Origin of the sequence: Nocardia sp. NPDC059240, assembly GCF_042753865.1 — a bacterium.
In the GTDB taxonomy this organism is placed as follows: Bacteria; Actinomycetota; Actinomycetes; order Mycobacteriales; family Mycobacteriaceae; genus Nocardia.
Window position 1 is genome coordinate 599,871 of the sequence record NZ_JBHZAC010000002.1, and the last position, 18,337, is coordinate 618,207.

General features: G+C 67.1%; 16 protein-coding genes. 5 read left to right on the top strand and 11 right to left on the bottom strand.

Translation table 11 applies throughout. The annotated features are described in order from the left end of the window. Window positions 1–41 precede the first annotated feature (41 nt). The 3 genes from ACFXHA_RS08370 to purF all read right to left on the bottom strand — a co-directional run bounded on the left by ACFXHA_RS08370 (window position 42) and on the right by purF (window position 5,317). Window positions 42–1,640, bottom strand: a complete 1,599-nt coding sequence (locus ACFXHA_RS08370) for an ABC transporter substrate-binding protein (RefSeq protein WP_379354317.1) — start codon at window positions 1,638–1,640, stop codon at window positions 42–44. A gap of 265 nt (window positions 1,641–1,905) precedes the next feature. Then, window positions 1,906–3,492, bottom strand: a complete 1,587-nt coding sequence (locus tag ACFXHA_RS08375) for an ABC transporter substrate-binding protein (protein WP_379354319.1) — start codon at window positions 3,490–3,492, stop codon at window positions 1,906–1,908. Between the two features lie 259 nt (window positions 3,493–3,751). Then, window positions 3,752–5,317, bottom strand: a complete 1,566-nt coding sequence (purF, locus tag ACFXHA_RS08380; protein ID WP_379354321.1) for an amidophosphoribosyltransferase — start codon at window positions 5,315–5,317, stop codon at window positions 3,752–3,754. A gap of 114 nt (window positions 5,318–5,431) precedes the next feature. Between purF and ACFXHA_RS08385 the strand changes: the two genes are divergently transcribed. Beyond that, entirely contained in the window at window positions 5,432–6,787 is a 1,356-nt protein-coding gene (locus ACFXHA_RS08385) for a YhgE/Pip domain-containing protein (protein ID WP_379354323.1), read from the top strand. Here ACFXHA_RS08385 and ACFXHA_RS08390 read toward each other — a convergent pair whose 3' ends face one another. From ACFXHA_RS08390 to ACFXHA_RS08400, 3 genes are read right to left on the bottom strand one after another with little or no spacing between them, the layout of a single operon-like run. Continuing rightward, the gene (locus ACFXHA_RS08390; RefSeq protein WP_379354325.1) at window positions 6,788–7,171 is read right to left on the bottom strand and encodes a sterol carrier family protein; all 384 of its coding nucleotides are present in this window, start codon (window positions 7,169–7,171) and stop codon (window positions 6,788–6,790) included. A 9-nt stretch (window positions 7,172–7,180) separates the two neighbouring features. Then, window positions 7,181–7,828 carry a type II CAAX prenyl endopeptidase Rce1 family protein gene (locus ACFXHA_RS08395; protein WP_379354327.1) on the bottom strand — a complete coding sequence of 216 codons (648 nt, stop codon included), beginning with the start codon at window positions 7,826–7,828 and terminating at the stop codon, window positions 7,181–7,183. Between the two features lies 1 nt (window position 7,829). Next, a complete protein-coding gene (locus tag ACFXHA_RS08400) occupies window positions 7,830–9,632 on the bottom strand; it encodes an alpha/beta hydrolase (RefSeq protein WP_379354329.1) in 1,803 nt (600 codons plus the stop codon). 77 nt (window positions 9,633–9,709) lie between these two features. Between ACFXHA_RS08400 and ACFXHA_RS08405 the strand changes: the two genes are divergently transcribed. Together ACFXHA_RS08405 and ACFXHA_RS08410 are read left to right on the top strand one after the other, a co-directional pair. Next, window positions 9,710–9,997: a YiaA/YiaB family inner membrane protein gene (locus tag ACFXHA_RS08405; RefSeq protein ID WP_379354331.1), complete on the top strand. Its 288-nt coding sequence runs from the start codon at window positions 9,710–9,712 to the stop codon at window positions 9,995–9,997. Window positions 9,998–10,090: 93 nt separating this feature from the next. Further along, window positions 10,091–10,618, top strand: a complete 528-nt coding sequence (locus ACFXHA_RS08410; RefSeq protein ID WP_379354333.1) for a hypothetical protein — start codon at window positions 10,091–10,093, stop codon at window positions 10,616–10,618. 85 nt (window positions 10,619–10,703) lie between these two features. Here ACFXHA_RS08410 and purL read toward each other — a convergent pair whose 3' ends face one another. Next, window positions 10,704–12,998, bottom strand: coding sequence for a phosphoribosylformylglycinamidine synthase subunit PurL (purL, locus tag ACFXHA_RS08415; protein WP_379354335.1), 2,295 nt, complete (start codon window positions 12,996–12,998; stop codon window positions 10,704–10,706). Window positions 12,999–13,204: 206 nt separating this feature from the next. On the opposite strand from purL, the gene ACFXHA_RS08420 reads away from it, so the two are divergent. Next, window positions 13,205–14,446, top strand: a complete 1,242-nt coding sequence (locus ACFXHA_RS08420) for a glycosyltransferase 87 family protein (protein ID WP_379354337.1) — start codon at window positions 13,205–13,207, stop codon at window positions 14,444–14,446. Here the strand turns inward: ACFXHA_RS08420 and ACFXHA_RS08425 are convergent. Both ACFXHA_RS08425 and ACFXHA_RS08430 read right to left on the bottom strand, forming a co-directional pair. After that, entirely contained in the window at window positions 14,443–15,762 is a 1,320-nt protein-coding gene (locus tag ACFXHA_RS08425; RefSeq protein ID WP_379354339.1) for a M18 family aminopeptidase, read from the bottom strand. The genes ACFXHA_RS08420 and ACFXHA_RS08425 overlap by 4 nt on opposite strands. Window positions 15,763–15,836: 74 nt before the next feature. Continuing rightward, on the bottom strand, window positions 15,837–16,274 hold the full coding sequence (locus ACFXHA_RS08430) for a MarR family winged helix-turn-helix transcriptional regulator (protein WP_379354341.1): 438 nt from the start codon (window positions 16,272–16,274) through the stop codon (window positions 15,837–15,839). Window positions 16,275–16,321: 47 nt separating this feature from the next. Between ACFXHA_RS08430 and ACFXHA_RS08435 the strand changes: the two genes are divergently transcribed. After that, window positions 16,322–17,392: a substrate-binding domain-containing protein gene (locus tag ACFXHA_RS08435; RefSeq protein WP_379354343.1), complete on the top strand. Its 1,071-nt coding sequence runs from the start codon at window positions 16,322–16,324 to the stop codon at window positions 17,390–17,392. On the opposite strand, the gene purQ is transcribed toward ACFXHA_RS08435, so the two are convergent. Both purQ and purS read right to left on the bottom strand, forming a co-directional pair. Beyond that, window positions 17,389–18,066 carry a phosphoribosylformylglycinamidine synthase subunit PurQ gene (gene purQ, locus ACFXHA_RS08440; protein ID WP_379354345.1) on the bottom strand — a complete coding sequence of 226 codons (678 nt, stop codon included), beginning with the start codon at window positions 18,064–18,066 and terminating at the stop codon, window positions 17,389–17,391. The genes ACFXHA_RS08435 and purQ overlap by 4 nt on opposite strands. Continuing rightward, window positions 18,063–18,296: a phosphoribosylformylglycinamidine synthase subunit PurS gene (gene purS, locus ACFXHA_RS08445; RefSeq protein ID WP_328601986.1), complete on the bottom strand. Its 234-nt coding sequence runs from the start codon at window positions 18,294–18,296 to the stop codon at window positions 18,063–18,065. The genes purQ and purS overlap by 4 nt, the downstream gene beginning before the upstream one ends. Between the last annotated feature and the right edge of the window lie 41 nt (window positions 18,297–18,337).

Consider the following 18,337-nt stretch of genomic DNA (forward strand, 5'->3'; position numbering starts at 1 on the left):
GGGGCGGGCCGTCTCCGGCCCGCCCGTCTCGTCGATGGCCGTCACTTGCTCAGCACACCGAAGCGGAACTTGAAGGTGGGGTCGAGGGTGTCGGCGACGCCCGCGACGTTCTTGCCCGCGACCGCGATATTGGTTCCGGCCAGCAGCGGCAGCATCGGCAGGTGATCGTTGGCCAGCGAGAACTGCAGTTGCTTGAGGATGTCCGCCCGCTTGGCCGGGTCCACCTCGGTGGTCTCGGCGGTCAGCATGGCGTTGATCTTCGGATCCTCGAAGTGGTTCTGCAGCGTGTTGTTCGGGGCGAAGAACGGGGTGAGGTAGTTGTCGGCGTCCGGGAAGTCCGGGAACCAGCCGAACTGGTAGAGCGGGTAGGAGTCCTTCACCCGTTCATCCTGATACGAAACCCATTCGGTGGACTGCAGATTCACCTTGAACAGCCCGGTGGCTTCGAGCTGGTTCTTGATGGCCGCGTACTCCTCGGAGGAGGAGCCGCCGTAGTGGTCGGAGTTGTACTGCAGGTTGAGCGTGACCGGCGCGGCGACCCCGGCGTCGGACAGGAACTTGGCGGCCGCGTCCTTGTTGGGCTTGGCCCCGTAGATGTCCTTGTACGGTTCGGTCGCGCCGGTCGCGCCGGTCACCACCGACGAGAAGGCCGGCTTGTAGGTGCCCTTGTAAACACCGGTCGCCAGCGCGTCACGGTCGACGCTCGACGCGATTGCCTTGCGCACGGCCAGCTTCTGGGCCGGGGTGCCGCCGGGCATGGTGTTCATGTTGAAGACGATGTAGCGCAGCTCTCCACCGGGCCCCTCATGCACGGTGACCTTGCTGTCGTTTCGCAGCGAGTCGATGTCGGTCGGGGTCAGGCTCCGGTAGGCGACATCGATATTGCCGTTCTGCACATCGAGCTTCAGGTTGGCGGCCTCGGCGTAGTACTTGACCGAGACGCCGTCGTTGCGGGGCTTGCCGAACAGGCCGTCGTAGCCCGGGTTGGCCTTGTATTGGACCAGCTTGTTCTTCTCGTAGCTGGTGATGGTGTACGGGCCGGAGAAGGCGTTGGTCTTGACCACGTCCTCGTCGGCGAGCACCTTGTCGGCCGGGAAGCTCTTCTCGTCCACGATGATTCCGGCCTGGCTCGGCAGCACCGAGGCGAAGGTCTGATCGTTGGCGACCTTGAGCGTGAAGTTGACGGTCTGCGCGTCCGGCGCGTCCGTGTGGTCCAGATTGCCCAGCAGCGAGGCGGGGCCGTTGGGATCGTTGATCTTCAGGATGCGGTCGAAGGAGAACTTCACGCTCGCCGCGGTGAGCGGGTTCCCGTTCGCGAACTTCAGGCCCGGCTTGACCGTGCAGCTGTAGACGGTCGGCGAGGCGAATCCGCACTTCTGCGCGGCGTCCGGTTCGGGGACCGTCTTGCCGGGCGCGAAGTTCAACAGGGTCTGGTAGATCTGCGTTTCGGCCTGCAGGGAGCCGTTGTCGTAGGCCAGGGCCGGATCCAGCGAGAAGATCTTGTCCGTGGTGCCGACCGTGATTCCCGCGCTGCCGCCGGAGTCTCCGGTGCGTCCGGAGCCGCAGCCCGCGGCGACGAGTGCGATGCCTGCCATGCCGACCGCGGCGAAGGTCCTCGCCCGGTTCGTCTTCGAACCCATAGTGCTCATCTCTCGAAACTCGGGCGGTGCCGGTCCGGATCGCGGACGTCACACCGCCATAGCGTGATGTGTCTCGGCGCACCGTAGTAACGGTTTGTTGCCTCTGTGTTGCCGGGGTACAGATGTATAAAACGAGAGCTACCGAAACTGGTTATAACCAGCTGAAACTTCGGTGAACAACTTTCTGAACTGGATAACTTCCAGCCGCAGTGCATAACTACCAACCGAAGGGTCCGCCCGAAGCGACGGACGGACCCGACGCCGGTTATTTGCTCAGCACACCGAAACGGAACTTCGAGGACGGATCCAACGTCGAATCCACGCCCTGCACATCCTTGCCCGCCACCGCGATCTGGTTACCGGTCAGCAACGGCACGATGGGCAGGTAGTCCGCCATCAGATCGTGCTGCAGGGTGGCCAGCACGGTCGCCCGCTTGGCCGGATCCCCTTCGGTCAGTTCGGCATTCAGCTCCGCGGTGATCTTGGGATCACCGAAGTGGTTGCGCAGGAAGTTGTCCTCGGTGAAGAACGGGCGCAGGTAGTCGTCGGCGTCCGGATAGTCCGGGAACCAGCCGAACTGGAAGACCGGGTAGCCGTCGGAGGAACGCGCCTTCTGATACGCGACCCACTCGGTGGACTGCAGGTTCACCTTGAACAGCCCGGTGGCCTCGAGCTGGTTCTTGATCGCCGCGTACTCCTCCGAGCTGGCGGAGCCGTAGTGCTCGGTGGTGTATTGCAGGTTCAGTTCGACCGGGGTGGCCATCCCCGAGTCGGCGAGGAACTTGGCGGCCGCGTCCTTGTTCGGCTTCGCCCCGTAGATATCCTTCAGTGCCTCGGTGGCGCCCGGAACACCCTTGGGGACAGGCGAATACAGCGGCGACCAGGTGCCCTTGAAGACGCTGGAAGCCAGCGCGTCACGGTCGATCGCGGTGGCCACGGCCTTGCGCACGGCCAGCTTCTGCGCGGGGTTGCCGCCGGGCTGGGTGTTGAGGTTGAACACGATGTAGCGGGTGTCGCCGCCGGGCGACTGATGCACCGTCACCTTGCTGTCATTGCGCAGCGAGTCCAGGTCCGTCGGGGACAGCGTGTGCCAGACGACATCGATATTGCCCTGCTGCACATCGAGTTTCATGTTCGATGCCTCGGCGTAGTACTTCACCGTGACGGTGTCGGACTTGGGCTTGCCGAACAGGCCGTTGTAGTCGGGATTCGACTTGTACTCCACCAGCTTGTTCTTGTCGTAGCTGGAGATCGTGTACGGGCCGGAGAACGGCTTGGCCTTCACGATGTCCTCGTCGGCCATCACCTTGTCGGCCGGGAACACCTTCTCGTCCACGATGGCCGCCGCCTGGGTGGGCAGGATGGCCGGGAAGGTCTGGTCGTTGGCCTGCTTCAGCGTGAAGTTGACGGTCTTGTCGTCGGGGGCGTCGGTGCTGGCGAGGTTGTCCAGCAATGCCTTCGGACCCTGCGGGTCGTCGATCTTGACCATGCGGTCGAAGGAGAACTTCACGCTCTTGGCGGTGAGCGGATCACCGTTGACGAACTTCAGGCCCGGCTTGAGGGTGCAGCTGTAGACGGTCGGGGAGGTGAACCCGCACTTGTCGGCCGCATCGGGTTTCGGGGTGGCGTCACCCGCCGGGAAATTCATCAGGAACTGGTAGACCTGGGTTTCGGCCAACAGCGAACCATTGTCGTACGCCTTGGCCGGATCGAGTGAGGTGACCTTGTCGGTGGTGCCGACCAGGATGCCGGCGCCGCCTCCGCCGCCACCCGTCTTCCCGGAACCACATCCGGCTATCGCAAACACGGCCAGTCCGGCGAACCCGACTGCCGCAATTCTTTTCGCGCGCATGTACTGCCCTTGCTCTCGAACACGCAGCGGCGGCGGCCGGGTCACGGGCCCGCCGCGCCGCGGTGGACATCTCTTGGCTGGGCACAGTATCGACCGGTTATAACCGGAGTGTTGCGTTTCTGGACAATCGGTACATAAATCGCGCCATCCGCGCGCAGACGCCGATGGCGCAACTGCGCCACAGGATTTCCCTGTTCAGGGCGGGAAAAGCACGGTGCCCGCCCGCGATTACGCGGACGGGCACCGAAAACTGCTGGTATTACGGGCGGCTCAACGCCGAGGCATTGACATTGTCGGCGAGCAACGCCGACTCGGTCGCGCCCGAGAGCATCCCCTCGAGGACGTTCTTGCCGATCGCCGATTCGGCGGGCAGCGCGATCGGGTACTCGCCGTCGAAGCAGGCCGAGCACAGGCGCGAACGCGGCTGCTCGGTGGCGGCGATCATGCTGTCGATGGAGATGTAGCCGAGGGTGTCCGCGCCGATGGAGCGGCGCACCCCGTCCACCATCTCGTCGAGGCTGTCCCCCTCGATGCCGTCGGGGCCCGCGCCGTTGGCGATCAACTCCGCGGGCGAGGCGAAGTCGATGCCGTAGAAGCACGGCCACTTGACCGGCGGCGAGGCGATCCGCACATGGATCTCCAACGCGCCCGCCTCGCGCAGCATGCGGATCAAGGCCCGCTGGGTATTGCCGCGCACGATGGAGTCGTCCACCACGATGAGCCGCTTACCGCGAATGACCTCGCGAAGCGGGTTGAGCTTCAACCGGATTCCGAGCTGGCGGATGGTCTGGCTGGGCTGGATGAAGGTGCGGCCCACATAGGCGTTCTTCATCAGACCCTGACCGTAGGGCACACCCGAACCCTGCGCGTAACCGACGGCCGCCGGAGTGCCGGACTCCGGCACCGGGATGACCAGGTCGGCCTCGACCGGATGCTCGGCGGCCAGGCGGCGGCCGATGTCCACGCGGGTCGCGTGCACCGAACGACCGGAGATGGTCGAGTCGGGGCGGGCCAGGTAGACGAATTCGAAGACGCAGCCCTTGGGGGTCGGGTTGGCGAAGCGCAGCGAGCGCACGCCGTCCGCGTCGATGGCGAGCAGCTCGCCCGGTTCGATCTCGCGCACGAAGGACGCGCCGACGATGTCGAGGGCCGCCGTCTCGCTGGCAACTACCCAGCCACGATCGAGGCGGCCCAAACATAGTGGACGCACGCCGTGCGGATCACGCGCGGCGTAGAGCGTGTGCTCGTCCATGAAGGTGAGGCAGAAGGCCCCCTTCAGCGTCGGCAGCAACTCCATGGCTGCCTGCTCGATGCTCTTGTCGGCCGCGGCGTGCGCGAGCAGCGCGGTGACCACGTCCGAGTCGGAGGTGGCGGCGATGGTGCCCGCCAGCCGGCCGGTGACCAGGCCGAGTTCCCGTGCGCGCGCACTCAGTTCCGCGGTATTGACGAGATTTCCGTTGTGGCCCAGGGCGATTCCCGTGCCGACCGCGGTGGTGCGGAAGATCGGCTGGGCGTTCTCCCAGGTGGTGGATCCGGTGGTGGAATAACGGCAGTGGCCGACGGCGACGTGGCCGGGCATGGCTGCCAGAGTTTGTTCGTCGAAGACCTGGCTCACCAGGCCGAGATCCTTGAAGACCAGCACCTGAGAACCGTCGGCGACAGCGATACCCGCCGCCTCCTGACCCCGGTGCTGCAATGCGTAAAGTCCGTAATACGTGAGCTTTGCCACATCTTCGCCCGGCGCCCAGACTCCGAACACGCCGCACTCTTCGCGCGGTTCGTTCTCGTCTTGGTCGGGGGTGGTGGCAGCGGGGGGGAGAGACACCAGTTTGCTCCCTGTTCGGCGGGCTGGGGGCGTGAGCCATTCTACGGGTAACCGCAAGGCAACCCACCGTTGGGATAACCGAGATGGCGTGACGTTTGCTGTTAGCGTTCGACCGTGACGAGCACCGAGACCACCGGGGGCACGGAACCCTCGCCCCCGCGCCGGCATTTGAGCCCGATCAGGTGGGCATTCCCCATCATCGTCGTGACTCTGCTGGCCTCGCTGCTGGGCGTGATGTACCTCGACTATGTGGTCGATCCGGAGAAGAATCTGCACGACTTCCCGATCGCGCTGGTCAATCAGGATGTCGGTGACGATATCGGCGGCAAGCACGTCAATTTCGGCGATCAGGTCTCCGATGGTCTGCAGAAGGCGGTGCCGTCGGATCAGATCAACCTGCAGGTGCTCGGTATCAACGAGGCGCAGTTGCGCATGCAGTCGGCGCAGGTCTACGGCACCATCATCATTCCCTACGACTTCACCAAGCGGCTGGGCATTCTCGGGGTCGGCAGTGTGGTGCCCGGCGACATCACCAAACCGGAGCTCATCCTCCAGACCAATCCGCGCACCGGCGCTTTCGCCACCGCGGTGGTGCAGAAGTTCGGCGAACAGGCGCTCACCCAGGTGGACGCCCAGGTCGGGAAGCAGCTGACCGAACAGGTGAAGGCGCAACTGGCGCCGCCGCCCGGCGCGCCCCCGACCGAGCTGACCGCGGCCACCCGGCTGGTGCTGGCGCAGCCGCTGGACATCACGGTCAGCCAATTCCGGCCGCTGCCCGGCGGTTCCGGTGAGGGCCTGACCGCCTTCTTCTACAGCCTGCTGCTCCTGCTGATCGGCATGGTCGGGGCGATGATCATCCACCAGCTCATCGATTCGGCCCTCGGCTTCCTGCCGACCGAATGGGGTCCCTGGACCGTGCACTATCCGCGCGCGTCCATCTCACGGTTGAAGACCCTGCTGATCAAGTGGTCGGCGGTGGCGGTGATGGCACTGGCGGTCTCGGGCGCGTTCCTGGGCATCGCGTCCGCGCTCGGCATGCCCCTCGATAAACCGCTGCTGCTGTTCCTCTACGGCGCCTTCGTGATCATCGCGGTCGGCTTCACCTGCACCTCGATGCTGGCGGCGGTCGGCACCTCCGGGCTGATCATCAACCTGATCATCTTCGTCATCCTGGGCCTGCCCTCCTCGGGCGGCACCATCCCGATCGAGGCCACTCCCAAGTACTTCGGCTGGCTGGCCAAGTTCGAGCCCATGCACCAGGTGTTCCTGGGCACCCGCTCGATCCTCTACTTCAACGGTGACGGCCAGGCCGGTCTCACCCGCGGCGTCTGGATGGCGGTGCTGGGCCTGGCCATCGGCGTGATCGGCGGCTTGTTCATCACCCGCTTCTACGACCGAAAAGGCTTGGAACGCAAGCCCTTGGACCTCTCGACCCGCGGCGGCAAACACGCCAAACCCGCCGACGCCTAGCTAGAGCGGCACGATCGGCAGCCAGCGGGCCACCTCACCCGCCCGGTTGCCGGACGCACTCAGCGCCCCCGACTCCACAGCGGCCTCGAACCCCAGCAGCCCGGTGGCCAGCAACAACCAAGTCCGAGCATCGGTTTCGACCACATTCGGCGGCGTCCCCCGCGTATGCCTGGGCCCCTCGATGCACTGCACCGCCACGAACGGCGGCACCCGCACCTCCACCGAATGCCCCGGTGCATCCCCCGCCAACGCCCGAGCCGTCCCCCGCACCGCAGCCGCGATCTCGGCCCGCCCCGGCTTCTCCACCGACTCGTCCCGCAACCACTCCCCCACCACGGCGACAGCCGCCCGCACCTCCGCCGGATTCACCGCACCTCGCGCCATCCCGCGAGGCTACCGCCGACCCCCGACGGAACCGTCCGGCTGGTCTCGAAGGCGACGAGCGAGACGCGGGGCCAACGCGCCACCTGCATTCAGAGCCAGGTGCAGGAGCGCCGGGGCGGTGGCGCTGCCGGTGTGGCGGCGCAGCCGGTCGAAGAGCAGGCCTGCGCCGGTGGTGAGGGCGACCGTGGCCGCAATGGGATCGGCCGCGGCCCGGGCGGGACGGACATGGGAGAGGCCGAAAACAAGTGCGCCGAGCCCGGTTCCGGCCTCCCCGGCGGACTGTTCGAGCAGCGGGGTCAGCGTCGAGCGGTAGACGAGTTCCTCGGTGAGGACCGTGCCGCCGGGGATGTGCAGGGCGGTCCATTCAACGGTGTGGACGGCAGGGCCGCGATCCTCGAGCCCGGCCAGGTGGCGGCGGGTGGCCGGAATGGCAAGGGCCGCCGCGTATCCGGAGAGCACCAGTCCGCCCGCGATGGCCCCGGCGCGTAAACCGCGCAGCGACAGCCAGTTCGGCGCGCCCTGGAACGCGGCCGTGTACGCGAGCGCGAACACCGTGTTCGCGGCGGTTCGGCCGCGAATATCGAGGTTCAGCGCGGGCAGGACGCGGTTGCTCCACAGCAGCGGGAGCGCCGTCGCGGCAACGGCTTTGGCGCGCACGCTATTTGACCGCTCGTTCGTAGGCTTCGGCCAGTTCGATCTGGACCCGGATGCGTTCGCCGAGTTCGGGGGTCCAGTCCGGGGGTGCGGCTATGGCGGCCCAGCCGTCGAGGACGAGGGAGCCGTAGCGGTGGCCGTGGCCGTCGCTGACGCCTTGGGCGTTGGTGAGGTCGGCTACCACCTGCCAGAAGGTCACGAAGGGCCACCAGCGCATTTGCGGGGAGACGTCCGCGCCTCGGGGTTCGGAGAGCCAATCCGGTTGGGAGAAGATGAGATCCGAGGACCACCAGACGATGGGGTCGGAGGGGTGTTGCAGGTAGGCGATGCGCGGCTTGCGCCAGTCCGGGGAGGGTTTGCCGAGATCGGCAGCGGTGGCGGCGAATCGGACCACCAGACCGTCGGCGTAGATGGGGTCCACTTCGCGGGTGCCGGGGTCGCGGCGTTGGACGAACTGCTGCCACAGGCGATTCGAGTTGGGCGGGCCCACCCACAGTGCGCCGTCCACCTTGGAGCGCAGGTCGGCGAGGCCGTCGAAGGCCGACTCCGAGCCCTGCGAGCCCAGGGATTCGCCGTATACCAGCAGTTTCGGCCGATGGTCCGCCGGCTTCTGCTCCCAGCGCCGGTAGATCGCGTCGAACATCTTGCGGCCGTTGATCGCCACCTTCTGCCGGTCCGCGAGGAACGACAGCACGCTGGGCAGATACGAGTACTGCGAGGCCACGATGGCGGTGTCGCCGCCCCACAGGTATTCCAGTGCGGCGGCGGCTTCCCCGTTCACCCAGCCGGTGCCGGTGGTGGTGGCCAGCACCAGCACCTTGCGGTCGAAGGCCCCGGTGCGGTCGAGTTCGGCGACCGCCAGGTCTTCCTCGGTGGTGTCCTGTCCCGCGGATTGCAGCCCTACGTACACCCGGATCGGTTCGCGCGCGGGCTTTCCCGTGACGGCGCTGATCAGCATGGGGTCGGGCCCGTGCGAGACGAACCAGCGGCCCTCCGAGCCCAGGGTCTCCCATTTGGCGAGCGACGCCGGGCTGCCGGAGCGCTCGGGTTTGGTGGGCTGCACGGCGTACGGGGTCATCTTGTCGTTGCGCACGCTGAACGCCGAGTTGGCGACCGCGAAGAAGGCGCGGGTGGCGACACCGTTGAACAGGGTCACGATGAGCACGGTCAGCAGCAGCGCGCCGAGGGCGGGGGCGAAGGCGGGTGGCACCCGCACCCACCGGCTGAGCAGCCGAGCCGTGAGACGTACGGCCGCGCGCGCGGTCCGGTAGACGGCCACCACGAGCGCCCCGACCGCGAAACTCAGTCCGCCCGTGCGCAGGTACGCGGCACGGGTGGTGCCCTCCATGTCCATGAGCGTGGTGATCTCGCGCTGCCAGTCGGCCGAGAGCACGAGCATGTAATAGGCCACCAGGGCACAGGCGATCACCACGATCACCTTGGCCAGGTACCGCACCCATTCGGGCGGCGTCTCGAGCTTGATGCGCGGCCGAATCCACTTGCGGAACAACCACTGCAACACACAGCCGACGCCGTACCCGATGGCGGCGTTGATGCCGGAGATCAAGCCCTGGAACAGCCAGTCGCGCGGCACCAGCGACGGTGTCACCGACCAGGCGAAGAAGATGGTCGCGACCACGAGCCCGGTGTGATTGAGGTCGATGATGTCCTCGACCTGCCGCGCGAATACCGCGACCTTGCGACCCCACCCGCGCCGGAACAGTTTCCGGTACGCCACCACGCCGCGCGCGTAGAGCACGGTGCCCCGCGTGCGCAACCGTGTCAGAGCGTCGACGGGTTCGGGCACCGGTCAAGTATCTACCCACGGTGCTCGAGTAGTTGTACTCGGTCGATCATGGGGGCGCGTCGACAGAATCGACGACCATGAGCACCCCGAACGCCCAGAACAAGAGCACCACCGCGTTTCTGGCTCAGGCCATGATCGCCTTCGGAATCAGCTTCTCCGCCTTGATAATCGGCATCGCCTACCTGCCCCTGGATATGTGGCAGCGCGGATTCCTCCTGATGGCAACGCTGTTCCTGGTGAGCAGCTGCTTCACTCTCGCGAAAGTCATTCGCGATCAGCATGAGTCCTCGAAAGTCACGCACCGCATCGACGAGGCCCGGATGGAAAAGCTGATGGCCGAGCACGATCCGTTCAAGATCAACTGAAGTCCCGATTCACTGACGGAGTGTCCACCGGCTGGCTAAGCTGCCTCGACCCCTTTGATAGACGAGGGGCTTGCACAAATGGGGTAGCCAAGTATGAAAATGTCGGTCCTCGGTCGATCGAGTGTCGGGTTCGCTGCGCTGGCGGCGGCGGGGGTGGCCACGATCGTGACCGCCTCGACCGCCTCCGCAGGAGTGGTCAACACCTTGCAGTTGCAGCCTTCGACGGCCTACTGCGTCGGCACCACGTACACGATCACACTGGCCGCCGCCGATGCCACGGCCCTCATGGCCCAAGCGTCGGGCTACGCGGACATCCAGTTCGGATGGGCTACGTATCCGGAGGGTGGCCTCGTCGTCATCGATACGGTGCCCTACGTCGCGGGCCAGGGCATGACCGTGAAATGGACGCCCACCTACGCGGGAGCCACCACCCTCAACGCGAACGCCTACGACTCGGTGAAGGGCCCCAACGCGATCGTCGACGACATGCTCGCCGACATCAACGTCGTGCAGACCGCTCCCGCCGGGGCCAGCTGCACGCCGACCCCCGCCGCCACGGGCGGAACCGGTAGCGCGAGTTCGATTCCGGTCATCGGCCCGCTGCTGGGCAGCCTCTCGTAGTAGTACCCGAGCACGCGAAAGCCCGCCGAATCCGATACGCGGAGTACCGGATTCGGCGGGCTTCGTCGTGTGTGGCGCTACCCGATCAGTGGTCGGAGTTGCCGAACAGGGCCGGGAGGGTGGCCTCGTGGGTGGCGCGCAGTTCGTCCAGCTTGACGGTGAACTGGCCCTGCACCTCGACCGAGTCCGAGCCGTCGTCGACCACGCCGATGCGCACCCACGGCAGGCCGCGGGCGTCGCACATCTTGCTGAAGCGGGTCTCCTCCGAGCGCGGCACGGCCACCAGGACACGGCCCGCGGACTCGGAGAACAGGGTGACGAACGGATCCGCACCCTCGGGAATGATGATGCGGCAGGCGGTTTCGCCGGCCAGCGCGGCCTCCACGACGGTCTGGATCAGACCGCCCTCGGAGATGTCGTGGGCGGCGGAGACCATGCCGTCGCGCGAACCCGACACCAGGATGTCGGCGATCAGCTGCTCGCGGGCGAGGTCGACCTTGGGCGGCAGGCCGCCGAGGTGGTCGTGCTCGACCTGCGCCCAGATCGAGCCGTCGAGCTCGTCGCGGGTCTCGCCGAGCAGGATCAGGGTCTCGCCCGGCTCGGTGCCCAGGCCGGTCGGGATGCGGCGGTGCACATCGTCGATGACGCCGAGCACGCCCACCACCGGGGTCGGCAGGATGGCGGTCTGGCCGGTCTGGTTGTAGAAGGACACATTGCCGCCGGTGACCGGAATGCCCAGCGCCGCACAGCCGTCCGCGAGGCCGCGCACGGCCTGCTGGAACTGCCACATGACGCCCGGATCCTCCGGCGAACCGAAGTTGAGGCAGTTGGTGACGGCCTTCGGGACCGCGCCGGTGACGGCGACATTGCGGAACGCCTCGGCCAGCGCCAGCTGCGCGCCGGTGTAGGGGTCCAGCTTGGTGTAGCGGCCCGACGCGTCGGTGGCCAGCGCGATGCCGCGGCCGGTCTCCTCGTCGATGCGGATGACACCGGCGTCGGCGTTCTCGGCCAGCACTGTGTTGCCGCGCACGTAGCGGTCGTACTGCTCGGTGATCCACTTGCGCGAGCACAGCTGCGGGCTGGCCAGCATCTTCAGCAGGGTGGCGCGCAGTTCGTCACCGGTCTTGGGCCGATTGAGGGCGGCGGCCGAATCCGCGTTCAGCGCATCCTGATCCGCGGGACGCTGCACGGGGCGCTCGTAGACCGGGCCCTGGTGGGCGACGGTGCGCGGCGGCACGTCGACCACGGTCTCGCCGTGCCAGGTGATGAGCAGGCGGTCGCCGTCGGTGACCTCACCGATGACGTTGGCGTTGACATCCCACTTCTTGCAGACGGCCATGAAGGCGTCCACGTTCTCGGGCGTCACGACCGCGCACATGCGCTCCTGCGACTCGCTCGAAAGGATCTCGGCGGCAGTCATATTGGCGGCGCGCAGCGGGACCTGGTCCAGGTCGATGAGCATGCCGCCGTCACCGGCCGCGGCCAGTTCGGAAGTGGCGCAGGACAGTCCGGCACCGCCGAGGTCCTGGATGCCGACGACCAGTCCGGCGTGGTACAGCTCGAGACAGCACTCGATGAGGACCTTCTCGGCGAACGGGTCGCCGACCTGCACGCTCGGCAGCTTCTTACGGCCGGAACCGGATTCGTCGCCGGAGAAGGTGTCGGAGGCCAGCACGGACACGCCGCCGATGCCGTCGAGGCCGGTGCGCGCACCGAAGAGAATGATCTTGTTGCCCTCGCCCGAGGCGAAGGCCAGGTGCAGGTCCTCGACCCGCATGACGCCCGCGCACAGCGCGTTCACGAGCGGATTGCCCTGGTAGGACGAGTCGAACACGGTCTCGCCGCCGACATTCGGCAGGCCCAGCGAGTTGCCGTAACCGCCGACGCCGCGCACCACACCGTCGACCACGCGCCGGGTGTCCGGGTGATCGGCCGCGCCGAAGCGCAGCTGGTCCATCACCGCGATCGGGCGCGCGCCCATGGCCATGATGTCGCGCACGATGCCGCCGACGCCGGTGGCCGCACCCTGGTAGGGCTCCACGTACGAGGGGTGGTTGTGCGATTCGACCTTGAAGGTCACCGCCCAGCCGTCGCCGATGTCCACCACGCCCGCGTTCTCGCCGATACCGGCGAGCATCGACGCCTTCATCTCCTCGGTGGTGGTCTCACCGAAGTAGCGCAGGTGCACCTTCGAGGACTTGTAGGAGCAGTGCTCCGACCACATCACCGAGTACATGGCCAGCTCGGCGTCGGTGGGACGCCGGCCGAGGATCTCCTTGATCCGGGCGTACTCGTCGTCCTTGAGGCCGAGTTCCTTGTAGGGCTGCGGGTGGTCCGAGGTGGCCGCGGCGTTGCTGACCGTGTCGACGTGGCTGGTCACGGGAATACCAGAGTCCTTTCGGCCGGGCAGGTCGAGAGCGATTGCCGGCGTTGCTGGAAGTCGGCGAGATATACGAACGGAGTCTAATTGCCTGCGTTTTCGTGCTTTACCCCGGCTGTCGCTGTGTTCGAGACCACTTTCTTCGTAGGTTCACACACCCGCGCCCATGAAACCGACCGCGACGGGGTACCGGCTACTCTGAGCCGGTGAACGATCGATCCGGGGTCGCGGATCCGACCGATAAAGCCATGCCCACACCGGGAAAGCTGACTGCACAGCAGCGAAAGCTGTTGATGCTGGCGGTCGCGCTGTTCGCGGTGTCCGCGGTGATCAGTTATGTGACCAAGTGGCACGGATACATCGATCTACGGGTGTATCGCAACGGTGCGCGGGCCTGGCTGGACGGGCGGGACCTGTACGGGCCGATGCCCGCGGTCTACGGGATCGGGCTGCCGTTCACCTATCCCCCGCTGGCCGCGCTGTTCTTCGCGCCGCTGGCGCTGATGCCGCTGGCCGTCGCCGAGTGGGCGGTGCTGCTGGTGTCGCTCGCGTCGCTGGCGGTGACGCTGTGGCTGGTGCTGGATCGGCTGCGGCCGTTCCTGCCCCGGCCCACCCGAATCGCGATCGTCATCGGCGCGGTGGGTCTGCTGCAACTGCTGGAACCGATTCGCGAGACCTACGGGTTCGGGCAGATCAACCTGGTACTGATGGCGGCGGTGGCGCTGGATTGCCTGGCGCGCAAGCCGTTCTGGCCGCGCGGCATGCTGATCGGCATCGCGGTGTCGGTGAAGCTGACCCCCGGCGGCTACCTGCTCTACTTCCTGCTGCGCAAGGACTGGAAGGGCGCGCTCACCCTGATCGCGTCGACCTTCGGCGCGGTCCTGGTGGGATTCGCGATCTTCCCGCACGATTCGGTGCAGTACTGGTTCCACACGCTGTCGGACACCGGCCGCATCGGACCGCCCTGGTACGCGGGCAATCAGTCCATCAAGGGCTTCGTATTCCGGCTCGGCTACTCCACCTCGGTGTCGACGGTGCTGTGGCTGATCCTGTCGGTGATCGCCATCGTGCTGGCCGCGATGTGGATGAAGCGCCTGCTGGACGACGGTGAGACCGTCGCCGCCCTGATGGTGAATGCCGCTGCGGTGCTGCTGGTTTCGCCGGTCTCCTGGTCGCACCACTGGGTGTGGGTCGCGCCCGCCCTGCTGGTGGCCGCCGACGCCGTCGCCCGCGGCCGCCGCAATCCGTGGTTCCTGAGCGCGGTCGGGCTGGCCGTGGTCATGTTCGCCATCGGCCCGATGTGGCTGCTCCCGCACAACGGCGATCGCGAACTCACCTGGAACTGGTGGCAGCAGCTCATCGGAAACAGCTATGTGCTGTTCACGTTCGGGGCCTTCGTGGTGGCGGCACTGATGTACCGCCCCGCCACGGACCGGGTCGACGCTTAGCGCGTCGCTTCGGGCGTGAGGAACGCGGCCAGCGCGGAGGCGTAGGCGGGAACGTCTGCGGCGCCCATCATTTCGCGGGCCGAGTGCATGGCCAGCTGGGCCGCACCGACATCCACGGTCGGCATGCCGGTGCGGGCCGCGGTCATCGGGCCGATGGTGGATCCGCAGGGCAGGTCGGCGCGGTGGACGTAGCGCTGCACCGGCACCTTGGCCTGGGCGCAGGCCAGCACGAACGCGCCCGCGCCGGTGGCGTCGGTGGCGTAGCGCAGGTTCTGGTTGACCTTCAGCACCGGACCGCCGTTGACCTCGATGCGGTGCGCGGGCTCGTGCCGCTCCGGATAGTTGGGGTGCGTCGCGTGGGCCATATCGCCGGACGCGCAGATCGAACCGGCCAGTGCCGCCAGGTATTCGGCGCGGCCACCGCCACGGGTGAGCACGATGCGCTCCAGCATGGTGGGCAGCAGTTCGGATTGCGCGCCGCGGTCGGACTGGCTGCCGACCTCTTCATGGTCGAACATGGCCAGCACCGGCACCGCCGCACCGGGTTCGGCGATGGCGGCCAGGAAGGCGCGCAGTCCGGCGTAGCAGGTGACCTGATTGTCGAGCCGGGGCGCGCTCACCAGATCCAGATCACGGCCGATCAGCTTGGACGGCACCAGATCATGGGTCATCAACTCCCAGCCGAGGATGGCGTCGGCTTCGATGCCGCAGCGTTCGGCCAGGAACGTCATGAACGAGCGCGGTTCGCCGCCGATCCCCCAGACCGCGTTCACATGCCGCTGCGGATCCAGCTGCACCCCGCGCCGATCCTCCGACAGGTGGATGGCCAGCTGCGGCACCCGCAGGATCGGTTCGTCGATGCGAATCAGGCGCTCCCGCACCACATTTCCGTCCCGCACCGACAACCGGCCGGAGATGCCGAGATCGCGGTCCAGCCACGAGTTCAGCCAGGCGCCGCCGTAGGGTTCCAGCCCGACCAGCTGCCAGCCCGCCGAGGCCAGATCCGGATGCTGCTTCACCCGCAGATTGGGGCTGTCGGTGTGCGCGCCGACCACCCGGAACGGGGTGGACTGCCCGACGCGGAACCCGGGGTTCGCGCCCGGCCCGCCGTCGGCCCAGGCCACCAGGGATCCGCCGCGCACCACGTAGTAGCGGCCCGCGCTGCTGGACGGCCAGGCGGCCGCCTCGGACAGGCGGGTGAAGCCGTGATCGTCGAGTTCCGCTGCGACAGTGCGGCACACGTGGAACGGCGACGGGGACGCGTCGATGAATTCGCACAGTCCGGCGGCGGTCGCGGTGGTCTCGGCAACGGGCATGTGCACGATCCTAAGCACCCGCGGCTCAGATCGACCCGGGGACTCGCGTTGCCCACTCCGGCAACGGCGGTTGCCTACTCCGGCAGGGGCGCTTCGGCGACGCGGCCGAGCAGGCGGACCAGCTCCAGGTAATCGTCACTTCCGAGACTGCGGCGCATTTCGGCCTCGGCGCGCGCCTCCTCGGCCCGCACCTCCTCGACGAGTTCCTCACCGCGACGGCTCAGTCCGATGAGAATGCGACGCCGGTCGTCGGCGGCGGCCACCCGGAAGATGAGGCCGCGCTCGGCGAGATGGTCGGCATGGCGGGTCGCCGAGGACGGCGGCAGTTGCGTGCGGCCGGCCAGCTCGCTCATGGTGATGCCGATGTCAGCGGACAGATTCGCGAGCATGCACCATTGATCCGCGGTGAGTCGGCGCGCACACAGAGCGGCATCCAGGTGACGAAGCCAACTCCGTTCGGCCGCCCGGAGGGCTCCATGCAAGGTGGAAAATCCACCTAGAATTGTCGCCATATTTCCCGCCCGTCAGAAAACCGCTTGAACCAGGGGAAGGGTAACCGATGTCCCCGTTCGACGGGAATCCCGAGAACATCTTCGAGATCATCAACATAGTTCCCCAGCAAGGTCCGGGTGGAATCTTCGCACCTTCCTGTGAGGCCGCCATTTCTTTGGCGTTGTCGGAAATCAACTCCGGTGCCGGAATTCTGGGAAGGGAATTGCGCGTCACCCACATTGACGGCGGGCGGGAACCGCACGTGGTGGCCGGAGAAGTATCGGCGCTGCTGGCGACGGGCATGGTGGCCGCGGTGACCGGCTGGCACACCTCGGCGGTGCGGCGGGCGGTGGAGCAGGTCACGGCGGGCCGGGTGCCCTATCTTTTCGCCACCGACCACGAGGGATCGGATGCGGCCGCGCCCGACGGGCTGTTCATGATCGGCGCCGATCCGGGGCATCAGATCCTGCCCGCGCTGGACTGGCTGCAGCGTTCCTTCGAGGCGCGACGCTGGGCGATCATCGGCAACGACTACGTGTGGCCGCGGCGCACCGCGCAGGCCATCCGGGCCACGCTGCTGGATCCGGAACTGATTCCGCTGGAGATGTTCGTGCCCATGGGAACCCGCGATTTCCGGCGGTTCCTGAGTGATCCGCTACTGGATCAGGCCGACGGCATCATCGTGCTGCTGGTCGGGGCCGATGTCGCGCGCTTCAACCTGCAGTTCTCCCGGACCGGACGGTCGGATCAGCAGGTGCGGGTGAGTCCGGCGGTGGATGAGAACGTCCTGCTGGCCGCGGGCGGCGGGGCCAACCACAATCTGTTCGTGCCGTCGGGATTCTTCGTCAACGGGCCGCACGATCGGGAGCGGCTGGACCGGTATCACAAGCTGCACGGCTGGTTCGCGCCCTCGCTCACCAATTTCAGCAATACCAGCTACGAGGCCATTCACACGCTGCGCGGGATGGCGGAGCTGGCGGGATCGATGGATGTGCGGCGCATCCAGCGAGCGGTCGCGGACCGGCCCGTCATCGAAACCCCTTGGGGTGAGGTCGGTTTCGAGGGCAATCAAGCGATCCGCCCGACCTGGATGGCCAGGGCGGGCGGCGTCGACTTCGAGATTCTGGACGGTATTTAAGCCGAGACGAGGCTGTCCAGCACGGACAGGAACAGACCCAGGCCGTCATCGCTGGGGCCGGTGAGCGGCTCGGTGGCGTGCTCCGGATGCGGCATCAGGCCGACCACCCGGCGGTTGGCCGAGGTGATGCCCGCGATGTCGCGCTGCGAGCCGTTGGGGTTGCCGCCCGCGTAGCGGAAGACCACGCGGCCCTCGCCCTCGAGCTCGTCGAGCACCTGCTCGGAGGCCTGGAAGCGGCCCTCGGCGTTCTTGACCGGCACCAGGATCTGCGCGCCCTTCTCATAACGCGAGGTCCAGGCGGTATCGGTCTGTTCGACGGTCAGCCACTGGTCGCGGCAGAGGAAGTGCAGGCCCTCGTTGCGGGTCAGCGCGCCCGGCAGCAGGCCCGCCTCGCACAGGATCTGGAAACCGTTGCAGATGCCCAGGATCGGCATGCCGCCCTGGGCGGCCTTGATGACCTCGCCCATGACCGGGGCCATGGAGGCGATGGCACCCGCACGCAGGTAGTCGCCGTAGGAGAAGCCACCGGGGACCACGACCGCGTCGACCTGCTTGAGGTCGGCGTCGGCGTGCCACAGCGAAACCGGCTCGGACCCGGCCAGTTTCACCGCGCGGGCCGCATCGACATCATCGAGCGTGCCCGGGAAGGTGATGACACCGATGCGAGCGCTCACAGCCGGACGACCTTCCAGTCCTCGATCACGACGTTGGCCAGCAGCGATTCGGCGATCTTCTCCAGGTCGGCGTCGGTGACATTGTCATCCACGTCGAGCTCGAATCGCTTGCCCTGCCGCACATCCGAGATACCGGGATGTCCGAGACGCCCCAGCGCGCCGACAATGGCTTGCCCCTGGGGGTCCAGGATCTCGGCCTTCGGCATCACCTCGACCACGACACGTGCCACGCGTTGCTCCTCAGCTGGTGGGGCGGGCCCGGCACGAGAAA